This window comes from Barrientosiimonas humi (genome assembly GCF_006716095.1).
GTDB classification, from domain to species: Bacteria; Actinomycetota; Actinomycetes; order Actinomycetales; family Dermatophilaceae; genus Barrientosiimonas; species Barrientosiimonas humi.
In genome coordinates this window covers 2,901,876-2,920,333 of record NZ_VFOK01000001.1, presented here as the reverse complement: position 1 = coordinate 2,920,333, position 18,458 = coordinate 2,901,876, and the positions used below count along the sequence as shown (strand labels likewise).

Annotated in this window: 19 protein-coding genes; 10 read left to right on the top strand and 9 right to left on the bottom strand. The window is 73.0% G+C overall.

The window, feature by feature from the left end; translation table 11 throughout:
* Together FB554_RS13645 and FB554_RS13640 are read right to left on the bottom strand one after the other, a co-directional pair.
* A complete protein-coding gene (locus FB554_RS13645) occupies window positions 1-723 on the bottom strand; it encodes an ABC transporter ATP-binding protein (protein ID WP_142006936.1) in 723 nt (240 codons plus the stop codon).
* Window positions 720-1,307, bottom strand: a complete 588-nt coding sequence (locus FB554_RS13640) for a PadR family transcriptional regulator (RefSeq protein WP_142006934.1) — start codon at window positions 1,305-1,307, stop codon at window positions 720-722. The genes FB554_RS13645 and FB554_RS13640 overlap by 4 nt, the downstream gene beginning before the upstream one ends.
* Before the next feature lie 198 nt (window positions 1,308-1,505).
* Here FB554_RS13640 and FB554_RS13635 point away from each other — a divergent pair, with 198 nt between their 5' ends.
* The gene (locus tag FB554_RS13635) at window positions 1,506-2,483 is read left to right on the top strand and encodes an NAD(P)H-quinone oxidoreductase (protein ID WP_142006932.1); all 978 of its coding nucleotides are present in this window, start codon (window positions 1,506-1,508) and stop codon (window positions 2,481-2,483) included.
* A 6-nt stretch (window positions 2,484-2,489) separates the two neighbouring features.
* On the opposite strand, the gene FB554_RS13630 is transcribed toward FB554_RS13635, so the two are convergent.
* Complete coding sequence (locus tag FB554_RS13630; RefSeq protein ID WP_142006930.1) at window positions 2,490-3,260, bottom strand: IclR family transcriptional regulator; 771 nt, start codon at window positions 3,258-3,260, stop codon at window positions 2,490-2,492.
* Window positions 3,261-3,343: 83 nt separating this feature from the next.
* Here FB554_RS13630 and hutH point away from each other — a divergent pair, with 83 nt between their 5' ends.
* Entirely contained in the window at window positions 3,344-4,903 is a 1,560-nt protein-coding gene (hutH, locus tag FB554_RS13625) for a histidine ammonia-lyase (RefSeq protein WP_142006928.1), read from the top strand.
* A 118-nt stretch (window positions 4,904-5,021) separates the two neighbouring features.
* Window positions 5,022-6,677, top strand: coding sequence for a urocanate hydratase (gene hutU, locus FB554_RS13620; protein WP_142007616.1), 1,656 nt, complete (start codon window positions 5,022-5,024; stop codon window positions 6,675-6,677).
* Between the two features lie 43 nt (window positions 6,678-6,720).
* Here hutU and FB554_RS13615 read toward each other — a convergent pair whose 3' ends face one another.
* The gene (locus tag FB554_RS13615; RefSeq protein ID WP_142006926.1) at window positions 6,721-7,179 is read right to left on the bottom strand and encodes a VOC family protein; all 459 of its coding nucleotides are present in this window, start codon (window positions 7,177-7,179) and stop codon (window positions 6,721-6,723) included.
* Window positions 7,180-7,228: 49 nt separating this feature from the next.
* Between FB554_RS13615 and FB554_RS13610 the strand changes: the two genes are divergently transcribed.
* Genes FB554_RS13610 through hutI form a run of 4 tightly spaced genes read left to right on the top strand, consistent with a single transcriptional unit; the run spans window position 7,229 to window position 11,385 of the window.
* The gene (locus FB554_RS13610) at window positions 7,229-8,455 is read left to right on the top strand and encodes an allantoate amidohydrolase (RefSeq protein ID WP_142006923.1); all 1,227 of its coding nucleotides are present in this window, start codon (window positions 7,229-7,231) and stop codon (window positions 8,453-8,455) included.
* Window position 8,456: 1 nt separating this feature from the next.
* Entirely contained in the window at window positions 8,457-8,885 is a 429-nt protein-coding gene (locus FB554_RS13605) for a pyrimidine dimer DNA glycosylase/endonuclease V (RefSeq protein ID WP_142006920.1), read from the top strand.
* A complete protein-coding gene (locus tag FB554_RS13600; RefSeq protein WP_142006917.1) occupies window positions 8,882-10,201 on the top strand; it encodes a formimidoylglutamate deiminase in 1,320 nt (439 codons plus the stop codon). The genes FB554_RS13605 and FB554_RS13600 overlap by 4 nt, the downstream gene beginning before the upstream one ends.
* Window positions 10,198-11,385: an imidazolonepropionase gene (hutI, locus tag FB554_RS13595; RefSeq protein WP_142006915.1), complete on the top strand. Its 1,188-nt coding sequence runs from the start codon at window positions 10,198-10,200 to the stop codon at window positions 11,383-11,385. The genes FB554_RS13600 and hutI overlap by 4 nt, the downstream gene beginning before the upstream one ends.
* 191 nt (window positions 11,386-11,576) lie before the next feature.
* Here hutI and FB554_RS13590 read toward each other — a convergent pair whose 3' ends face one another.
* From FB554_RS13590 to pdhA, 4 genes are read right to left on the bottom strand one after another with little or no spacing between them, the layout of a single operon-like run.
* The gene (locus FB554_RS13590; protein WP_170206887.1) at window positions 11,577-11,876 is read right to left on the bottom strand and encodes a DUF4333 domain-containing protein; all 300 of its coding nucleotides are present in this window, start codon (window positions 11,874-11,876) and stop codon (window positions 11,577-11,579) included.
* A gap of 47 nt (window positions 11,877-11,923) precedes the next feature.
* Window positions 11,924-13,540, bottom strand: a complete 1,617-nt coding sequence (locus FB554_RS13585; protein ID WP_142006911.1) for a dihydrolipoamide acetyltransferase family protein — start codon at window positions 13,538-13,540, stop codon at window positions 11,924-11,926.
* A complete protein-coding gene (locus FB554_RS13580) occupies window positions 13,537-14,550 on the bottom strand; it encodes an alpha-ketoacid dehydrogenase subunit beta (RefSeq protein ID WP_142006909.1) in 1,014 nt (337 codons plus the stop codon). Before FB554_RS13580 ends, FB554_RS13585 begins: the two co-directional genes overlap by 4 nt.
* Window positions 14,550-15,686: a pyruvate dehydrogenase (acetyl-transferring) E1 component subunit alpha gene (gene pdhA, locus FB554_RS13575; protein WP_142006907.1), complete on the bottom strand. Its 1,137-nt coding sequence runs from the start codon at window positions 15,684-15,686 to the stop codon at window positions 14,550-14,552. Before pdhA ends, FB554_RS13580 begins: the two co-directional genes overlap by 1 nt.
* A 69-nt stretch (window positions 15,687-15,755) precedes the next feature.
* On the opposite strand from pdhA, the gene FB554_RS13570 reads away from it, so the two are divergent.
* Both FB554_RS13570 and FB554_RS13565 read left to right on the top strand, forming a co-directional pair.
* Window positions 15,756-16,298: an Lrp/AsnC family transcriptional regulator gene (locus tag FB554_RS13570; protein ID WP_142006905.1), complete on the top strand. Its 543-nt coding sequence runs from the start codon at window positions 15,756-15,758 to the stop codon at window positions 16,296-16,298.
* A 25-nt stretch (window positions 16,299-16,323) separates the two neighbouring features.
* Complete coding sequence (locus tag FB554_RS13565; RefSeq protein WP_142006903.1) at window positions 16,324-16,710, top strand: ankyrin repeat domain-containing protein; 387 nt, start codon at window positions 16,324-16,326, stop codon at window positions 16,708-16,710.
* A gap of 78 nt (window positions 16,711-16,788) precedes the next feature.
* Here the strand turns inward: FB554_RS13565 and FB554_RS13560 are convergent, their stop codons facing one another.
* On the bottom strand, window positions 16,789-17,088 hold the full coding sequence (locus tag FB554_RS13560; RefSeq protein WP_142006901.1) for a DUF4235 domain-containing protein: 300 nt from the start codon (window positions 17,086-17,088) through the stop codon (window positions 16,789-16,791).
* A 238-nt stretch (window positions 17,089-17,326) separates the two neighbouring features.
* On the opposite strand from FB554_RS13560, the gene FB554_RS13555 reads away from it, so the two are divergent.
* Window positions 17,327-18,454, top strand: a complete 1,128-nt coding sequence (locus FB554_RS13555) for a thiamine ABC transporter substrate-binding protein (protein WP_142006899.1) — start codon at window positions 17,327-17,329, stop codon at window positions 18,452-18,454.
* Window positions 18,455-18,458 lie beyond the last annotated feature (4 nt).

The window sequence follows — 18,458 nt, the reverse complement described above, 5'->3', positions numbered from 1 at the left end:
TCAGCCGGCCGTCCGCAGCAGTGACTCCGGTTCGGACGGGCCGCCGGTGGAGTCGACCACGCGTCCGTCGCGCAGGAAGACGACCCGGTCGGCCCAGCCCGCGTGCCGCGCCTCGTGCGTCACGAGCAGCCCCGCGGCGCCGGCGTCGCAGCGCTCGCGCAGCACCCGCAGCACCGCCTCGCCGGTGGTGGAGTCGAGCGCCCCGGTGGGTTCGTCGGCGAGCACCAGGCGCCGATCACCCACCAGCGCGCGGGCGATCGCGGCGCGCTGCTGCTGGCCGCCCGACATCTCCTCGGGGAAGCGGTCGGCGAGGTCCTGGATGCCGACGGCGAGCATCGCCGCCCGCGCCTCGCGTCGCGCCTCCCGCACCGACAGGCCGTCCAGCTCGAGCGGCAGGGCGACGTTCTCACCGGCCGTGAGCGAGGGGATGAGGTTGAGGTCCTGGAAGACGAATCCCACTGTGCGGCGGCGGATCTCGGCCAGCTGTCGGGCGGTCAGCCGGCTGAGCGGCGCCCCCGCCACGACGACCTCGCCGCTCGTCGGCCGGTCGAGACCGCCGGCGAGGTTGAGCAGGGTCGACTTGCCCGACCCGCTCGGCCCCATCACGGCCACGAGCTCGCCGGGCGCGACGGCAAGGCTGACGTCGTCGAGCGCCATCACCTGCGCAGCGCCGGCGCCGTGGTGGCGCGACAGGTGGAGCAGCTCCAGCACCGGCGCGCTCATCGCCGGGCCCCCTGCCGGTCGCGCGCGGCGGGCTGAGTCGCCGATGGCGTACGTCCTTGCGCGCCAACGGTTCTCGCGGTTCGCAGCACGCTGGCCTCGACGTGGTCGAGCCAGCGGATCTCGGCCTCGGCCTGGAAGACCAGGCTCTCGACGACCAGCTCCCAGGCGAGGTCGTCGTCGGCGCTGCCCTTGAGTCGGGTGAGGTCGCGCAGGTGGCGCATCGTTGCGGTGCGCTGGGTCTGCACCACGCGCGGCACGTCGACCCCCGGCATCGTCACGGCGAGGGCGAGCTTGATCGCCAGCTCGTTGCGCGGCGTCTGCTCGCGGTCGACGGGGTCGGCCCACCACCGGTCGACCTCGGCGCGCCCTGCGTCGGTGAGGCGATAGGGGATCCGGCCGTCCTCGTCGGCGGCCCCCGCCCCCTCGACGAACCCGTCGCGCTCGAGGCGCGCGAGCGTGGTGTAGACCTGCCCGACGTTCAGCGGCCAGGTGCCGCCCGTGCGGCGCTCGAACTCGCTGCGCAGCTGCGCGCCGTACATCGGCTCGCTCCACAGCAGCGCGAGCAGTGAGTGCTTGATCGACATCGTGACCCCCGAGTGCATACCGAGTATGTAGGTAGAGGTATACCGAGTATGTAGCCAGGGGGTCAAGGGTTTCTGGGGAGACCGTCGAGGCACCCAAAAAAGATCGAGGCGGACAGGCATGCCTGTCCGCCTCGATCGTTCTTGCGGTTGTCGAGGGCTGTGCGGGGCCCGCCGGGGGCGGCGTCGTAAGTTCGGGGCATGCGTGCGATCACGATTCCCGAGTTCGGCGACGAGGACGCGCTGGTGCCGGCCGACGTGCCGGCCCCGCAGCCCGGCGAGGGCGAGGTGCTGGTCGAGGTGGCCGCCGCCGGCGTCAACCGCGCCGACCTGATGCAGCGCCAGGGGCACTATCCGCCGCCGAAGGGCGAGTCGGAGCTGCCGGGCCTCGAGGTGAGCGGCACGATCAGCGCGCTCGGCGACGGCGTCGACGGCTGGCAGGTCGGCGAGCAGGTGTGCGCGCTGCTGGCCGGCGGCGGTTACGCCGAGCAGGTCGTCGTGCCCGCCGGTCAGCTGCTGCCCGTGCCGCAGGGCATCGACCTGGTCGACGCCGCCGCGCTGCCCGAGGTGGTCTGCACGGTGTGGTCCAACGTGTTCATGACCGCCAACCTGCAGCCTGGTGAGGTGCTGCTCGTGCACGGCGGCTCCAGCGGCATCGGCACGATGGCGATCCAGCTCGGCAAGGCCGTGGGCGCGCGGGTCGCCGTGACCGCCGGGTCGGCCGCGAAGCTGGAGGCCTGCCGCGAGCTCGGCGCCGACATCCTGATCAACTACCGCGAGGACGACTTCGTCGAGCGGCTCCAGCAGGCCACCGAGGGCCACGGCGCCGACGTGATCCTCGACGTGGTCGGCGCGAAGTATCTCGACCGCAACGTGCAGGCGCTCGCCGACAACGGGCGCCTGGTGATCATCGGCCTGCAGGGCGGCGTCAAGGGCGAGCTCAACATCGGGACGCTGCTCGGCAAGCGCGGCGCCGTGATCGCCACGTCGCTCCGCGCGCGGCCGCGCGCCGAGAAGGCCAGCATCGTCGCGTCGGTGCGCGAGAACGTCTGGCCCCTGGTCGAGTCCGGGCAGATCCGTCCGATCGTGCAGGAGCGCATGCCGCTCGAGCGGGCCGGCGACGCGCACCGCGTGCTCGGCGAGAGCCAGCACGTCGGCAAGGTGCTGCTGACGCTCTGAGCGAGCTCAGCCGCGGTGGCCGAGGCGACGGGACAGCTCACCCGCCGCCCGCCGTACGTCCGTCACCAGTCGCGCCTGCTCGTCACCGCCGAGCGGCGACTCGGCGGTGTGCGGGTAGGTGACGGCCAGGCCTGCGAGCGGGTGGCCGTTGTGGTCGAGCACCGCCGCCGCCACCGAGGCGAATCCTGAGGTGACAGAGCCCTGTTCGAGCGCATAGCCGCGTCCGCGGACCTGCGCCAGCTCTGACCGGAGGGCGGTCAGTGACGTGGGGCCGTGGCCGTCGCGCTGCACGAAGTCGGCGCGCGAGGGGAACAGCGCGCGCACCTGCGCCGCCGGCAGCGCCGCGAGGATCGCCAGGCCTGAGGCGGTGATCGTGGCGGGCAGACGGACCCCGACGTCGGTCACGAGCGACGGGCGGCGCGGCGCCCGCTCCTCGATGACGTACAGCACGTCGCGGCCGTGCAGCACGACCAGGTGCGCGTTGTGCGTCGTCTCGTCGACGAGCCGGGCGAGCGCGGGCCGGGCGACCCGTTGCAGCGGGCCCTGCCGGCTGTAGGCCGAACCCAGCTCGAACGCAGCGACCCCGAGACCCCAGCGTCGGCGCTCGCCCAGGTGGCTCACGAAGCCGGCGTCGCGCAGCACGGCGAGCAGGTGATAGGTCGACGAGCGGGGCAGGTCGAGCTCGCGGGCGATGGTGGCTGCCGGCACCGGCTCGGCGTGCCGGGCCAGCAGCTGCAGCACGGCGAGGGCGTGCGCGGCGGCCGGGGCGTTGGGCATGTCCTCACGATACGTCTCGGATCCGAGACACAACTCCCGCGCGACGGCGGTCGAGTGCGCTCCGGGTCGGCTGCAATGAAGGCATGACGAGCACCACCACCGCCGCCACGGTCACGGTCGGCACCGGCGCGCTCTCGCCGGCCGACGTCGTGGCCGTCGCGCGCGACGACGCCCGCGTCGAGCTCTCGCCCGAGGCCGTCGCCGAGATCCGGCGCAGCCGCGAGGTCATCGCGGGGCTGGCCGGCGACACCGTGCCGCACTACGGCGTCTCGACCGGGTTCGGGGCGCTGGCCAACCGGCACATCCCGCACGACCTGCGCGCCCAGCTGCAGCGCAGCCTCGTGCGCTCGCACGCGGCCGGCTCCGGCCCGGAGGTCGAGCGCGAGGTGGTGCGCGCGACCATGCTGCTGCGGCTGTCGACGCTCGCGACCGGCCGCACCGGCGTGCGGCTCGAGACCGCCCAGGCCTATGCCGACCTGCTCAACGCGGGGCTGACCCCGGTGGTCCACGAGTACGGCTCGCTCGGCTGCTCCGGCGACCTCGCGCCGCTCGCGCACTGCGCGCTCGCGGTCATGGGCGAGGGCGAGGTGCGCACTCGCGACGGTGAGCTGGTCGACGCTGAGAAAGCGTTGCAGAACAACGGGATCCAGCCGGTGCAGCTCGCCGAGAAGGAGGGCCTGGCGCTCATCAACGGCACCGACGGGATGCTCGGCATGCTCGTGCTGGCGCTGGCCGACCTGCAGCGACTGCTGCCCACCGCCGACATCACCGCCGCGATGAGCGTCGAGGGCCAGCTCGGCACCGACGACGTGTTCGCCGCCGACCTCCAGCAGCTGCGCCCGCACCCGGGCCAGCAGCAGAGCGCGTCGAACCTGCGAAAGATCATGCGGGACAGTCAGATTCGCGAGAGCCACCGCGACCCGCACGCATGCACCCGGGTGCAGGACGCGTACAGCCTGCGCTGCTCGCCCCAGGTCGCGGGAGCGGTGCGTGACACGGTCGCCCACGCGACGACCGTCGCCGAGCGGGAGCTCGCGGCCGCCGTCGACAACCCGGTGGTGACGCTCGACGGGCGGGTGGAGAGCAACGGCAACTTCCACGGCGCGCCGGTGGCGTACGTCCTCGACTTCCTCGCGATCGCCGTCGCCGACCTGGCGAGCATCAGCGAGCGGCGCACCGACCGGTTCCTCGACGCCGCGCGCAACCACGGGCTGCGCCCGTTCCTCGCCGATGACCCCGGTGTCGACAGCGGCCACATGATCGCGCAGTACACCCAGGCCGCGATCGTCAGCGAGCTCAAGCGACTGGCCGCCCCGGCGAGCGTCGACTCGATCCCCTCCAGCGCGATGCAGGAGGACCACGTCTCGATGGGCTGGTCGGCCGCGCGCAAGCTGCGGCGCAGCATCGACGGGCTGACCCGGGTGCTCGCCATCGAGCTGCTGACGGCGGCGCGGGCGCTCGACCTGCGCGCCCCGCACGCCCCGGCCCCCGCGACCGCCGCGGTCGTGGCCGCCCTGCGCGAGGACGTGCGCGGCCCCGGGCCCGACCGTCACCTGGCGCCCGAGATCGAGGCCGTGGTGCAGCTGGTCGCCGACGGCCGCGCCCTGGCCGCCGCCGAGTCGGTGACCGGGAGCCTCGCGTGACCCCCACGCCCGTGCTGAAACGCGGTTTCAGCGCTCTGACCGTGCTGCAGCGGAGTCGTAGCGCTACAACCGCGTTTCAGCGGCCGGCCCGGCCGGCCCACGAGAACAGGAGATGACCATGGAAGGCGCGCGGCCCGTACGGGCGACTCGCGGAACGCAGCTGACGACCCAGTCGTGGTCGACCGAGGCGCCGCTGCGGATGCTGATGAATAACCTCGACCCCGAGGTGGCAGAGCGGCCGGACGACCTGGTCGTCTACGGCGGCACCGGGCGGGCGGCACGTGACTGGCGCAGCTTCGACGCGATGGTGCGCACGCTCACGACGCTGCGCCCCGACGAGACGATGCTCGTGCAGAGCGGGCGCCCGGTCGGTGTGTTCACCACGCACGAGTGGGCGCCGCGCGTGCTCATCGCGAACTCCAACCTCGTCCCCGACTGGGCGAGCTGGCCGGAGTTCCGTCGGCTGGAGCACCTCGGCCTGACAATGTACGGGCAGATGACGGCCGGGTCGTGGATCTACATCGGCACGCAGGGGATCGTGCAGGGGACGTACGAGACGTTCGCGGCGGTCGCGGAGAAGCGGTTCGGCGGCACGCTCAAGGGCACCCTGACCCTCACCGGCGGCTGCGGCGGCATGGGCGGGGCGCAACCGCTGGCCGTGACCCTCAACGAGGGCGTCTGCCTCGTCGTCGACGTCGACCGGCAGCGGCTCGAGCGGCGCGTGGAGCACCGCTATCTCGACGAGGTCGCGGGCGGCCTGGACGCCGCGGTCGACATCGCCGTGCGTGCCAAGAACGAGGGCCGCGCGTGGTCGGTCGGCGTGGTCGGCAACGCGGCCGAGGTCTTCCCCGAGCTGCTGCGCCGTGGGGTGCCGATCGACATCGTCACCGACCAGACCAGCGCGCACGACCCGCTGTCCTACCTCCCCGAGGGCATCGGCACCGACGAGTGGGCGGAGTACGCCGAGAAGAAGCCCGAGGAGTTCACCGACCGGGCGCGCGAGTCGATGGCCAAGCACGTGCAGGCGATGGTGGAGTTCCAGGACGCCGGCGCCGAGGTGTTCGACTACGGCAACTCGATCCGCGACGAGGCTCGCCAGGGCGGGTACGACCGGGCGTTCGAGTTCCCCGGGTTCGTGCCGGCGTACATCCGGCCGTTGTTCTGCGAGGGGAAGGGGCCGTTCCGGTGGGCCGCGCTCTCGGGCGACCCCAAGGACATCGCCGCCACCGACCGGGCCGTGATGGACCTGTTCCCCGACAACGACCGGCTGCAGAAGTGGATGCGCGGCGCCCAGGAGAAGATCGCCTTCCAGGGGCTGCCCGCACGCATCTGCTGGCTGGGCTACGGCGAGCGTGACAAGGCGGGGCTGGCGTTCAACGACCTCGTCGCGTCCGGCGAGGTCAGCGCACCGATCGTCATCGGCCGCGACCACCTCGACTGCGGCTCGGTGGCCTCGCCCTACCGCGAGACCGAGGCGATGGCCGACGGCTCCGACGCCATCGCCGACTGGCCGCTGCTCAACGCGATGCTCGCGACCTCTTCGGGCGCCGACTGGGTCTCGCTGCACCACGGCGGCGGCGTGGGCATCGGACGCTCGATGCACGCCGGGCAGGTGTCGCTCGCCGACGGGACCCCGCTGGCCGCGGAGAAGCTCGCGCGGGTGCTCACCAACGACCCGGGGATGGGGGTCATCCGGCACGTCGACGCGGGCTACGACCGGGCCGAGGAGGTCGCGCGCGAGCGGGGCGTGCGGATCCCGATGGCCGAGGGCTGAGCCGATCGCCACCAGCCTGCCGCCGCGTCGCGGGCGCGGCGCGTCATGTTCGCGGGGCATCACCGTCACCGCGCTCGATCTCACCCGTGTCGTGCAGCACCAGCTGCCCGACGGGGCCGGGGTTCCACGCGACCTCCCAGCGGAAACCGTCGGGGTCGGAGAAGTATCCGGTGAACCCGCCCCAGGCGCGCTCCTGCGGTGTCGAGACCTCGGGGGCGCCGGCTGCGCGCGCGGCGTCGAGCACCTCGGAGACCTCGGCGCGGGTGGCCACGTTGTGGGCCAGGGTGAGGGGCGCCCTGCCCTGGCTCGGTGCGTAGCCCACCTCGGCCTCGAACGCGTCGCGCCGCCACAGCGAGAGCACCAGCTGCGGCCCGGCCTGGATCATCACCACCTCGTCCCCGTCGTCGAACACGGCCGGCCAGCCCAACCCCGCCAGGTAGAACGCCCGGACCGGCTCCAGGTCAGCGACGGCGAGAGTGACGAAACTGATGCGAGGCTCCATGACGGCAGCCAAGCAGGGCGCACCGACAACCGACCCGGGATGCGATGAGATGAGCGACGTGAGCGACGAGGCGCGCGACTTCGACCGGATGTGGGCCGACCTGGCGCCGGTGGGGCGCGACGGCCGCACCGGCGGATACCACCGCTTCGCGTGGACGCGCGAGGACCACACGCTGCGCGAGTGGTTCGCGGGGGAGTGCGCCCGGCTCGGGCTGGACCTCACCGAGGACCGCTTCGGCAACCAGTGGGCGTGGTGGGGCGACCCGGACCGGGAGCCCGGGCGCGGGGTGGTCGTCGGGTCGCACCTGGACTCGGTGCCCGACGGTGGCGCGTTCGACGGGCCGCTCGGTGTCGTCTCCTCGCTCGCGACCGTGGAGTCGTTGCAGCGCAACGGTTTTCGACCGACGCGACCCATCGCCGTCGTGAACTTCGGCGACGAGGAGGGTGCGCGGTTCGGCGTTGCCTGCGCCGGGTCGCGCGTCATCACCGGAGCGCTGACGGCCGACCGGGCGCTCGGTCTCACCGACGCCGACGGGGTGTCGATGGGCGAGGCCCTGCAGCGCGCCGGCCGCTCGACCGATCTTGGGCCGGACCGCGAGACCCTCTCTCGCGTGGGCGCTTTCGTCGAGCTGCACGTCGAGCAGGGGCGTGCGCTCGCCGACCTCGACCCGGCCACCTCCGCGGTCGCCGTCGGCACCGACATCTGGCCGCACGGGCGCTGGCGGATCGAGCTGCCGGGTGCTGCCAACCACGCCGGCACCACCCGCATCGAGGACCGCGACGACGCCCTGCTCAAGGCCGCCCAGGTCGTGCTCGCCGCCCGGCAGCAGGCCGAGCGGCACGGCTGCGTCGCCACCGTCGGCCGGATGTCGGTGCAGCCCAACGGGATCAACGCCGTCCCCGCCCACGTCACGACCTTCCTCGACGCGCGCGGCTCCGACGCCGACGCGGTGCGGTCCGCCGTGGCCGACGTGCGCGAGGTCGTGGGATCGCTCGCGGGCGCGATGCACGAGGAGTCGTGGACCCCGTCGACGCCGTTCGACGCCGACCTGTCCGAGCGCGTACGCCGGGTGCTGGGCGGGGTGCCGACGCTCGGCACCGGCGCGGGGCACGACGCCGGCATCCTCGCCAACGCCGGCGTGCCCACCGCGATGATCTTCGTGCGCAACCCGACCGGAATCTCCCACGCGCCAACGGAGTTCGCCGAGTCGGCCGACTGCCACGTCGGCGTGCGGGCGCTCACCGCCGTCGTCGCCGACCTCGCCGGGGAGGTGTGACGTGCGCGTCTGGTCGCTGCACCCGCGATACCTCGACCGGCAGGGCCTCACCGCCTGCTGGCGCGAGACGCTGCTCGCGCAGGCCGTCCTGGCCGGGCGCACCAAGGGCTACACCAACCATCCGCAGCTGCGCCGCTGGCGCGCGACGGGCGACCCGCAGGGTGCCGTCGCGGCCTACCTGCACGGCGTCGCCGACGAGGCCGACCGGCGCGGCTATCGCTATGACCGGCAACGCATCTCGGCCGCGCCCGCCGAGATCGTCGTCCCGGTGACGGACGGGCAGCTGGCGTACGAGTGGCGCCACCTGGTCGCCAAGCTCACCCAGCGCAGCCCCGCGTGGCTGACGGGCCTCGGCGAGGTCGACGCACCCGACCCGCACCCCGTCCTGCGCGTCGTGCCCGGCGACGTCGAGGAGTGGGAGGTGCGATGACGGTCTATTGGGCCGAGTTCGCTCTGCTGCCAACGGGACTCGCGCGCGACGTGCGCTTCGAGGTCGACGACGGTCGCTTCGCAGCCGTGCAGGCCGGCCAGCCGCAGGCCGACGCCCAGCGCCTGCCCGGTGTCGTCCTGCCCGGGTTCGCCAACTGCCACAGCCACGCCTTCCACCGGGCGCTGCGCGGGCGCACGCACGACCGCGGCGGCACGTTCTGGACCTGGCGCAACCGGATGTATGCCGTCGCCGGCCGACTCGATCCCGACACCTACCTCGCGCTGGCGAGGGCGACGTACGTCGAGATGGCGCTGGCCGGGGTGACCAGCGTCGGCGAGTTCCACTACGTCCACCACCAGCCCGACGGCACGCCCTACGCCGACCCCAACGCGATGGGCCACGCGCTGCGGCAGGCCGCCCGAGACGCAGGGGTGCGGCTCACGCTCCTCGACACTTGCTACCTCGCCGGCGGGCTCACGGCCGACGGACACACGCCGCTCGGCCCCGAGCAGCGCCGGTTCGGCGACGGCGACGTGCAGTCCTGGGCGGAGCGCCGCGCGGGCCTTGCCGACGACGACGGCTTCCGGGTCGGCGCGGCCGTGCACTCGGTGCGCGCCGTGCCGTTCGACCAGCTGCAGCGGGTCGCCGGCCTGGTCGGCCCCGACGTCGCGGTGCACGCCCACGTGTCGGAGCAGCCGGCCGAGAACGACGCCTGCCTCGCGCACTACGGCCGCACCCCCGTCGAACAGCTCGACGCCGCAGGCCTGCTCGACGCCCGCTTCACCGCCGTGCACGCGACCCACCTCACCGACGGCGACATCGCCTCGCTCGGTCGCAGCGGCAGCAGCGCCTGCTTCTGCCCGACCACCGAGCGCGACCTCGCTGACGGCATCGGCCCGGCAACGGCGCTGCGCGACAACGGATCTCGGTTGACCCTGGGCTCCGACCAGCACGCCGTCATCGACATGGTCGAGGAGGCGCGCGCGCTCGAGATGCACGAGCGCCTCGCCACCCTGCAGCGCGGGCGACTCACCCCCGCAGACCTGCTCGCCGCGGTCACCGCGCACGGCACGATCCAGTGGCCAGACGCGGGCTCGCTCAGCGTGGGCGCGCGCGCCGACCTCGTCGCGATCCGCCTCGACACGCCCCGCACCGCGGGCGCCGACCCGGCCCAGATCCTTCTGGCTGCAACCGCTTCCGACGTCGACACCGTGATCCGCGACGGCGAAGAGGTCGTCACCGGCGGCCGGCACCGCCTCGGCGACGCCGGCCGACTGCTCACCGACGCCATCGACCCGCTCTGGAGGGACGCATGACCAGCACGCTCGTCACCGGCATCGCCGAGCTCGTCACCCACGACCCGTCGCTCGGCGACGACCCGCTCGGCATCGTCACCGACGCCGCGCTCGTGGTCGACGCCGGCCGCGTCGCCTGGGTCGGTCCGGCCGTGCAGGCGCCCGACGCCGACGCCCGCGTCGACGTCGAGGGCCGCGCTGTCGTACCAGGATTCGTCGACAGCCACTCGCACCTGGTGTTCGCGGGAGACCGTTCCGCCGAGTTCGCCGCGCGCATGACCGGCGAGCCGTACGACGGTGGCGGCATCGCCGTGTCCGTCGCCGCCACCCGGGCCGCGTCGGACGAGGAGCTGCGCGCGCTGCTCGCCCGCCGCGTCGCCGAGATGCGAGCCCAGGGCACCACGACCGTCGAGGTGAAGAGCGGGTACGGCCTGACGGTCGAGGACGAGACCCGGGCGCTGCGGCTCGCGGCCGAGGTCACGCCCGAGACGACGTTCCTCGGGGCCCACGTGGTCCCGCCCGAGATGCGCGAGGACCGTTCTGCCTACGTCGATCTCGTGTGCGGCGACATGCTCGGCGCGGCGGTGCCGCACGCGCGGTGGATCGACGTGTTCTGCGAGCCGCACAGCCCGCACGCGTTCACCGAGGAGGAGTCGCGGCGCATCCTGACCGCGGGTCGTGACGCGGGGCTGCTGCTGCGCGTGCACGGCAACCAGCTCGGCCCCGGCCCGGGGGTGCGGCTGGCGGTCGAGCTCGGCGCGGCGTCGGTCGACCACTGCACCTATCTCGACGACGCCGACGTCGAGGCGCTGGCCGGCAGCGACACGGTCGCCACGCTGCTGCCCGGGGTGGAGTTCTCCACGCGCTCGCCCTACCCCGACGCCCGCCGGCTCCTCGACGCCGGAGTGGCCGTCGCGATCGCGAGCGACTGCAACCCCGGCACGTGCTACTCCAGCTCGATCCCGCTGGCGATCTCGCTCGCCGTGCGCGAGATGGGCATGACGCCGGCCGAGGCGCTGCAGGCGGCCACGCTCGGGTCGGCGAGGGCGCTGCGCCGCGACGACGTCGGACACCTCGCCGTGGGCGCGCGCGCCGACCTCACCGTGCTGGACGCCCCGTCCTACCTGCACATCCCCTACCGGGTCGGCGTCCCCCTCGCCCGCGCCCTCGACCTCGGCCTCACCCCCACCCCCACCCCGAGCTGACCCCCCACCCCGAGGCGACCCCTCCCCTCCCCGGCATGAAACCGGGTTAGGTGCGTTTGACCCTGATGCATCAGGGTCAAACGCACCTAACCCGGTTTCATGCGCTGTACGACCGGGCCCCCCGCCCCCACACAGCAGAAGGCCGCCTCCGAGGAGGCGGCCTTCTGAAGAGCTCCGGGGTGAGGTGCGGCTCAGCCCGGGGTGAACTCGAAGTTCACCGTGTCGCCCTCGACGGACTTCACGGTGGCCTTGTACTTGATGTTGGCGCCGTCGACCTCGATCTCGCAGTCGGCGGTCTCGCCGACCTCGGCCTTGAGGTCGTCGTTGCAGTCGGCCTTGCCGTAGTCGCGGTCGGGGGCCGAGCGCTTGAGGGCGGCGGTCAGCTGCTCCTCCACCTTGCCGTTGTCGACCTCTTTGGAGCAGCCGGTGAGGCCGGCCGTCAGGGCGAGCGCCGCCGCGGCCGCGGCGAACGTGCGTCGCTTCGTCGTCATGTCTTCCTCCGTTCGGGGAACTACCGACCGCATCGTGCCAGGAAGGGCTACAGGTCGGCCAGTAGCGCGACCGGTCGCTCCACCCCATCGGCTATGGCGCGCAGGAAGCCCCCGGCCGACCCGCCGTCGCACACGCGGTGGTCGAACGTCAGCCCGATCTGCGTCACCGACCGCACCGCCAGCTCGTGGTCGACCACCCAGGGGCGCTCGATGATCCGCCCGACGCCGATCATCGCGGCCTCCGGGTGGTTGATGATCGGCGTCGACCCGTCGACCCCGAACACGCCGTAGTTGTTCAGCGTGAACGTGCCGCCCGTCAGCTGCGCGGGCGACAGGCTGCCCTCGCGCGCGCCGGCGGTCAGGTCGCGCAGCGCCGCGGCCAGCTCGCGCGTCGTCAGCTCGTGCGCGTCGTGCACCACGGGCACCACGAGACCGCGCGGCGACTGCGCGGCGAAGCCCAGGTTGATCGCGCCGTGCCGCACGATCTCCTGCGCCTCGACGTCGACGCTCGCGTTCAGCTCGGGGAAGCGCCGCAGCGCCGAGACGCAGATCCGGGCGAGCAGGGCGAGGACGCCGATCCCGCTGTCGGGGTACGCCTTTCGCAGCTCGTCCTTCGCCGCCAGCAGTCCGGTGGCGTCGGCGTCGACCCAGGTCGTCGCGTCGGGGATCTCGCGCCGGCTGGTGCTCAGCTTCTCGGCGATGGCGCGGCGCACCCCGGTGAGGGGTACGCGCTCCTCGCCCGCGCCGGACCGTGCCCCGGTGGCGCGGGTCGGCGCCGGAGCGGGAGCCGCGACGGCGCCCACGGAGCCAGGGGCGGCGGCGCTGCTCTGCGCCGCGGCCTCGACGTCGGCGCGCCGCAGCACCCCGTGACCGTGCGCCTGCGACAGCGCCGCCAGGTCGACCCCGTGCTCGTGGGCCAGCCGCCGCACGATGGGGGAGATGACCCGCACGGCGGTCGGCTCGTCCACGCTGGTCGGGTCGTCCACGCTGGCCGAGTCACCCATGCTGGTCGAGTAGGCCGGAGCGCTAGCGGAGGCCGTATCGAGACCCGCGTCGTCTCGATACACCGGCTCGGCTAGCGCCTCGCCGGCACTCGACGAGCGGGGGCCACTCGACGCGCGTCGGGTGCTGGCGCGGCGGGCGCGGCGGGACGCCGACCCGGCGCCGTGGCCCGACCCGGTGCCGTAACCGATCAGCACCGCGCCCGAACCCTCTTGCGCGTCAGCGCCGTTCGGCTCGGTGGCCGCCTCGCGCGGCGCCTGCGCGGGGTCGACGCCGGCGCGCTCCTCCTCGCGGTACTGCCTGGCGCCGGCCATCGCGGGCTCGGCGTCGGCCGCGCCGACGGTGACCAGCGGAGCACCCACCTGCACGACCTCGCCGGCGGCGCCGTGCCGGGTGGTGAGCCGGCCGGCGAACGGGCACGGCACGTCGACCGTCGCCTTGGCGGTCTCGACCACCACGACCGGCTGGTCGACGGTGATCTCGTCGCCCTCCTCGACCAGCCACTCGACGATCTCGGCCTCGGTCAGTCCTTCGCCCAGGTCGGGGAGGGCGAAGACCTTGGCGTCAGGGGTCTCGATACGCGGCTCGGCCAGCGCCTCGCCGCTGCTCGACCGGCGTGGGGTGGGCGCCTGGCCGCTGCTCGACCGGCTTGAGGCGCTCATGCGGACGCCGCCGGCTCGAACGTACGGTCCGGCTCGTCGTCCCACTGCAGCCGCGCGATCGCGTCGAGGATGCGGTCGACGCCCGGCAGGTAGGTGTGCTCGAGCTTCGGTGCGGGATAAGGGATGTCGAGCCCACTCACCCGCAGGACGGGAGCCGCGAGGGAGTGGAAGCAGCGCTCGGTCACCCGCGCGGCGACCTCGCCGGCGACGCCGGCGAAGCCTTGTGCCTCCGACACGACCACGCAGCGGCCGGTGCGGCGCACCGACTCGACCACGGTCTCGTCGTCGAACGGCACGATCGTGCGCAGGTCGACCACCTCGACGTCCCAGCCCTCCTCGGCAGCGGCCTCGGCGGCCTTCATCGCGGTCGGCACGGACGGGCCGTACGTCACGATCGTCACGTCAGTTCCGTTGCGGCGCACCGCTGCTCGCCCGATCGGCTCGGTCTCCACCGGCAGCTCGACGTCCTGCTTGGACCAATAGAGCACCTTCGGCTCCATGAACACGACCGGGTCGGGGTCGGCGATCGACGCGCGCAGGAGGCTGTAGGCGTCGGCCGGCGTCGACGGGGTGACGACCTTCAGCCCCGGCGTGTGGGCGTAGTAGCCCTCGCTGGAGTCGCAGTGGTGCTCCACGCCGCCGATGCCCCCGGCGTACGGCACCCGGATGACCATCGGAAGCCCGACGCGGCCCTGCGTGCGGTTGCGCAGCTTGGCGACGTGCGAGGTGATCTGCTCGAACGCGGGGTAGGCGAACGCGTCGAACTGCATCTCCACCACCGGCCGAAAACCGGTGAGGCACATGCCGATCGCGAACCCGACGATGCCCGACTCGGCGAGCGGGGTGTCGAAGCAGCGGTCGTCGCCGAGGTCGCTGGCGAGCCCGTCGGTGATCCGGAAGACGCCGCCGAGCGTGCCGACGTCCTCGCCGAACATCAGCACGTCGTCGTCGGCGGCCATCGCGTCGCGCAGCGCCTGGTTGAGCGCCTTGCTCATCGTGACGTCGGCCATCAGTGGTCGCCTCCCTCGGCGGCGAGCTCGTCGAGCACCATCGCGCGCTGCTCGCGCAGCTGGGGCGTCGGCTCGGCGTAGACGTGGTCGAAGAGCGTCGCCGGGTCGACGACCGGGTCGACGTTCATCCGGTCGCGCAGGTCGGTCGCGAGCCGCTCGCCCTCGGCGTCGGTCTCCTCCACCAGCGCCTGGTCGACCACGCCCCGGCCCTCGAGGTACGCCTGCAGCCGGGCGATCGGGTCCTTCGCCAGCCACTCGGTCACCTCGTCGGCCTGGCGGTATCGGGTGGCGTCGTCGGCGTTGGTGTGGGCGTCGAGCCGGTAGGTGTGCGCCTCGACGAGGAACGGCCCGTGCCCGGCGCGCGCGTGCTCGACGGCCGCGTCGACCACCGCGAGCACCGCGGCCGGGTCGTTGCCGTCGACCTGCTCGCTGCGGATGCCGTACCCGATCCCCTTGTACGCCAGCGACGGCGCCTTGCTCTGCTTCGCCAGCGGCACGGAGATGGCGTACTTGTTGTTCTGCACGAAGAAGATCACCGGCGCCCGGAAGACCGCCGCGAAGTTGAGCGCCTCGTGGAAGTCGCCCTCGCTGGTGGCGCCGTCGCCGATGAACGCCATGGCGACCGCGTCGCTGCCCCGCCGCCGCTCGCCGTAGGCCGCGCCCGCCGCGTGCACCAGCTGGGTCGACAGCGGCGTGCACTGCGGCGCGGTCTTGTGCGCCGTCGGGTCGTAGCCGCAGTGCGCGTCGCCGCGCAGCAGCGACAGCGCCTCGACCGGGTCGATGCCGCGGGTGAACAGCGCCACCGACTCGCGATAGGTCGGGAACATCCAGTCGCGCTCGGTGATGCCGAGCACCGCACCGACCTGGCAGGCCTCCTGGCCGCGCGAGCTGGGATAGACCGCGAGGCGCCCCTGCTTGGTCAGCGCGGTGCACTGGATGTCGAGCCGGCGGCCGAGCACCATGCGCCGCCAGACCTCGAGCAGTCGCTCGTCGGACGGCATCGCGTAGTCACCGTGGCTCTCTCGGCCGGCCGCGCCGTGGGCGTCGAGCAGCTGCACCGGCACGGGGGAGGGCAGCAGCGCCGCGACGTCGGTCGGGAGGTCTGTCGGAGGCGCTCCGGCCACTGTGGTCTCCATCACACCATCGTCCCTCGCGCGCGGCGAATGGCTCAAACCCACCGAGGTTTGCGAGACATACTGCTCAGCATGGCGACCAAGCAGCGCAAGACGTCCAATGCGAGGCGCGAACCTGACCGGCAGGCTGGACGGTCGGCCCCGCCGCGCCCGCTCGACGACACCGACCGGGCGATCATCGCCGCGCTCGTGGACGACGCCCGCACGTCGGTGCGCACGCTCGCCGAGCGGCTGCACATCAGCCGGGCGAACGCGTACGCACGCCTCGACCGGCTCCTCGAGCAGGGCGCGATCACCGGGTTCAGCGCGCGCATCGACCCGGTGCGGGTGGGGCTGGGCACGACGGCGTACGTCTCGATCAACATGGAGCAGAACACCTGGCGCGCGGTGTCGGCGGAGCTGCAGCAGCTGCCGTTCGTCGACTCGGTCGCGCTGCTGGCCTCGGAGTTCGACGCGCTGGTGCTGGTGCACGCGCCCGACAACACGACGCTGCGCACGCTCGTGCTCGACCGCATCCAGGCGATCAAGGGCGTCACGGCGACGCGCACCTGGCTGGCGTTCGAGGAGATCCGCGGCCCCGGACCGGACTGGGCAGCCCTCCCGACTGGGAAGTAAGGCAGACCTCATCTACGATCGCCGCATGACTTCCGCCAGCGGCGCGATGGACCCTCGACTCGTCGAGGTCGCCCACGCCTGCTTCGACTTCGCCCGCGACGGCGACGCCGTCCGGCTCGGGGCGTACGTCGACCAGGGCGTGCCGGTGAACCTCACCGACTCCTCGGGCAACACCCTGCTCATGCTGGCCGCCTACCACGGGCAGGCCGCGGTGGTGACCGCGCTGCTCGAGCGCGGCGCCGACGTGAACCGGCTGAACGACCGCGGTCAGTCGCCGCTCGCCGGCGCGGTGTTCAAGGGCGAGGACACCATCGTGTGGCTGCTGCTCGACGCCGGCGCCGACGTCGAGCTCGGGTCGCCCTCGGCGCGCGAGACGGCGCAGATGTTCGGCCGGGGCGACCTCATCCCCTGACTCTGCTCGCACCGCAAAAAATGATCGAGGCGTACAGGCATGCCTGTACGCCTCGATCATTGGTGAGGTAGCCGCTTGCTACTTCGCCTTCGCCTTGCCCTGCAGGTCGGCCTTGAGCGCCTCCGGCGGGTGGCCGGCGGACTTGGTGTAGAAGTGCGCGGCCTGCTTCTGGGCGACCATGCGCGCGACGCCCATGATCGCGCCGGAGACGATCGCGAAGACGGCGGCCTCCTTCCACGACACGTCGGGGTCGGCCGGGTTGGCCGGGGGCTTGCCGCCGGTGGCGGCCTTCCAGGTGCCGTCGCTCGCTGCCTTCGCCACTCGCGCGCCGACGACTCCGGAGACGATCGCCAGCACCTTCCACACCGCGTTGCCCATGGGCACCTGCCTTCGCTCGTGGCCGCGCACGGCGGCCGGGGAATCGACTGGGTCGAGCCTTTCACGAGCCGACGTGTACCGTCGAGGGGACGACAGGGGAGCGCACCCGAGCGCTGAGAGTGCGGCCCAGCCGCAGACCCTCGAACCTGACCCGGTTAGCACCGGTGGAGGAAGTCGAGTTCTCCCGTCCACCCGCCACGGTGGACGAGACCCCTCTTCGCAACAAGGAGAGGACGTCATGCGACGCAGGACCCTCGCGGCCACGGCCGCACTCAGCACCATCGCCCTCGCGGGCTGCTCCCTCGGCGGCGGCGAGTCCGGCGGCTCCGGCAGCGCCGACTCCCCGAGCGCGGCGGGCTCGTCCGGTGCGGCCTCCGGCTCGTCCGGCGCCGCGGCCAGCCCGGCGAACAAGACGGTCACGCTGGTCACGCACGGCTCGTTCGCGATGTCGAAGGAGCTGCAGGCGGCCTTCACCAAGGACACCGGCTACACCGTGAAGATCAGCCAGAGCGGCGACGCCGGCGAGCTCGCGAACAAGCTCGTGCTGACCAAGGGCTCGCCCCTCGGCGACGTCGTCTTCGGCGTCGACAACACCTTCGCCTCGCGCGTGACGTCGGCCGGAGTCCTCGAGGACTACAGCCCGCAGGCCCTGCCGGCCAGCGCGAAGACGTACGCCCTCCCCGACGCGGCCGGCGCGCGCCAGCTCACGCCGGTCGACAACGCGAGCACCTGCGTCAACGTCGACACCACCTGGTTCGACAAGCGCAACGTCGCGCCGCCGAACAGCTTCGATGACCTGCTGAAGCCGGAGTACAAGAACCTGTTCGTCACGCCGGGTGCGCCCACCAGCTCGCCGGGCCTCGCGATGCTGCTCGCGACGGTCGGGAAGTACGGCGACCCCGGCTGGCAGGACTACTGGAAGAAGCTCGTGGCCAACGGCGCCAAGATCACCAGCGGCTGGGAGGACGCCTACAACGTCGACTTCACCCAGGGCGAGGGCAAGGGCGACCGGCCGATCGTGTGGTCCTACGACACCTCGCCCGCGTTCACCGTGAGCGGCGGGAGGTCGACGACGAAGGCGCTGCTGAACACCTGCTTCCGGCAGGTCGAGTACGCCGGCGTGCTCAAGGGCGCGAAGAACCCGGCCGGCGCCAGGGCGCTGGTCGACTGGATGGTCGGCAAGCAGTTCCAGGCGGCGCTGCCCGAGGCGATGTACGTCTTCCCGGTCGACTCCAGCGTCGAGCTGCCCGCCGACTGGGCCACGTTCGCCAAGCAGCCCACCGACCCGATCGAGGTCGACCCGAAGCAGATCGCGGCGAAGCGGCAGGGCTGGCTGCGGACCTGGCAGGACGTCACCTCGCAGTGACCCG

Excerpts from the sequence above, each read along its gene's own strand:
- FB554_RS13615 (WP_142006926.1), bottom strand. The coding sequence starts at position 7,179 with ATGGAGCCTCGCATCAGTTTCGTCACTCTCGCCGTCGCTGACCTGGAG.
- FB554_RS13580 (WP_142006909.1), bottom strand. The coding sequence starts at position 14,550 with ATGGCCGACGTCACGATGAGCAAGGCGCTCAACCAGGCGCTGCGCGAC.
- hutI (WP_142006915.1), top strand. The coding sequence starts at position 10,198 with ATGACCAGCACGCTCGTCACCGGCATCGCCGAGCTCGTCACCCACGAC.
- FB554_RS13585 (WP_142006911.1), bottom strand. The coding sequence starts at position 13,540 with ATGAGCGCCTCAAGCCGGTCGAGCAGCGGCCAGGCGCCCACCCCACGC.
- FB554_RS13570 (WP_142006905.1), top strand. The coding sequence starts at position 15,756 with ATGGCGACCAAGCAGCGCAAGACGTCCAATGCGAGGCGCGAACCTGAC.
- hutH (WP_142006928.1), top strand. The coding sequence starts at position 3,344 with ATGACGAGCACCACCACCGCCGCCACGGTCACGGTCGGCACCGGCGCG.
- hutU (WP_142007616.1), top strand. The coding sequence starts at position 5,022 with ATGGAAGGCGCGCGGCCCGTACGGGCGACTCGCGGAACGCAGCTGACG.
- pdhA (WP_142006907.1), bottom strand. The coding sequence starts at position 15,686 with ATGGAGACCACAGTGGCCGGAGCGCCTCCGACAGACCTCCCGACCGAC.
- FB554_RS13555 (WP_142006899.1), top strand. The coding sequence starts at position 17,327 with ATGCGACGCAGGACCCTCGCGGCCACGGCCGCACTCAGCACCATCGCC.
- FB554_RS13640 (WP_142006934.1), bottom strand. The coding sequence starts at position 1,307 with ATGTCGATCAAGCACTCACTGCTCGCGCTGCTGTGGAGCGAGCCGATG.
- FB554_RS13645 (WP_142006936.1), bottom strand. The coding sequence starts at position 723 with ATGAGCGCGCCGGTGCTGGAGCTGCTCCACCTGTCGCGCCACCACGGC.
- FB554_RS13635 (WP_142006932.1), top strand. The coding sequence starts at position 1,506 with ATGCGTGCGATCACGATTCCCGAGTTCGGCGACGAGGACGCGCTGGTG.
- FB554_RS13590 (WP_170206887.1), bottom strand. The coding sequence starts at position 11,876 with ATGACGACGAAGCGACGCACGTTCGCCGCGGCCGCGGCGGCGCTCGCC.
- FB554_RS13600 (WP_142006917.1), top strand. The coding sequence starts at position 8,882 with ATGACGGTCTATTGGGCCGAGTTCGCTCTGCTGCCAACGGGACTCGCG.
- FB554_RS13560 (WP_142006901.1), bottom strand. The coding sequence starts at position 17,088 with ATGGGCAACGCGGTGTGGAAGGTGCTGGCGATCGTCTCCGGAGTCGTC.
- FB554_RS13565 (WP_142006903.1), top strand. The coding sequence starts at position 16,324 with ATGACTTCCGCCAGCGGCGCGATGGACCCTCGACTCGTCGAGGTCGCC.
- FB554_RS13630 (WP_142006930.1), bottom strand. The coding sequence starts at position 3,260 with ATGCCCAACGCCCCGGCCGCCGCGCACGCCCTCGCCGTGCTGCAGCTG.
- FB554_RS13610 (WP_142006923.1), top strand. The coding sequence starts at position 7,229 with ATGAGCGACGTGAGCGACGAGGCGCGCGACTTCGACCGGATGTGGGCC.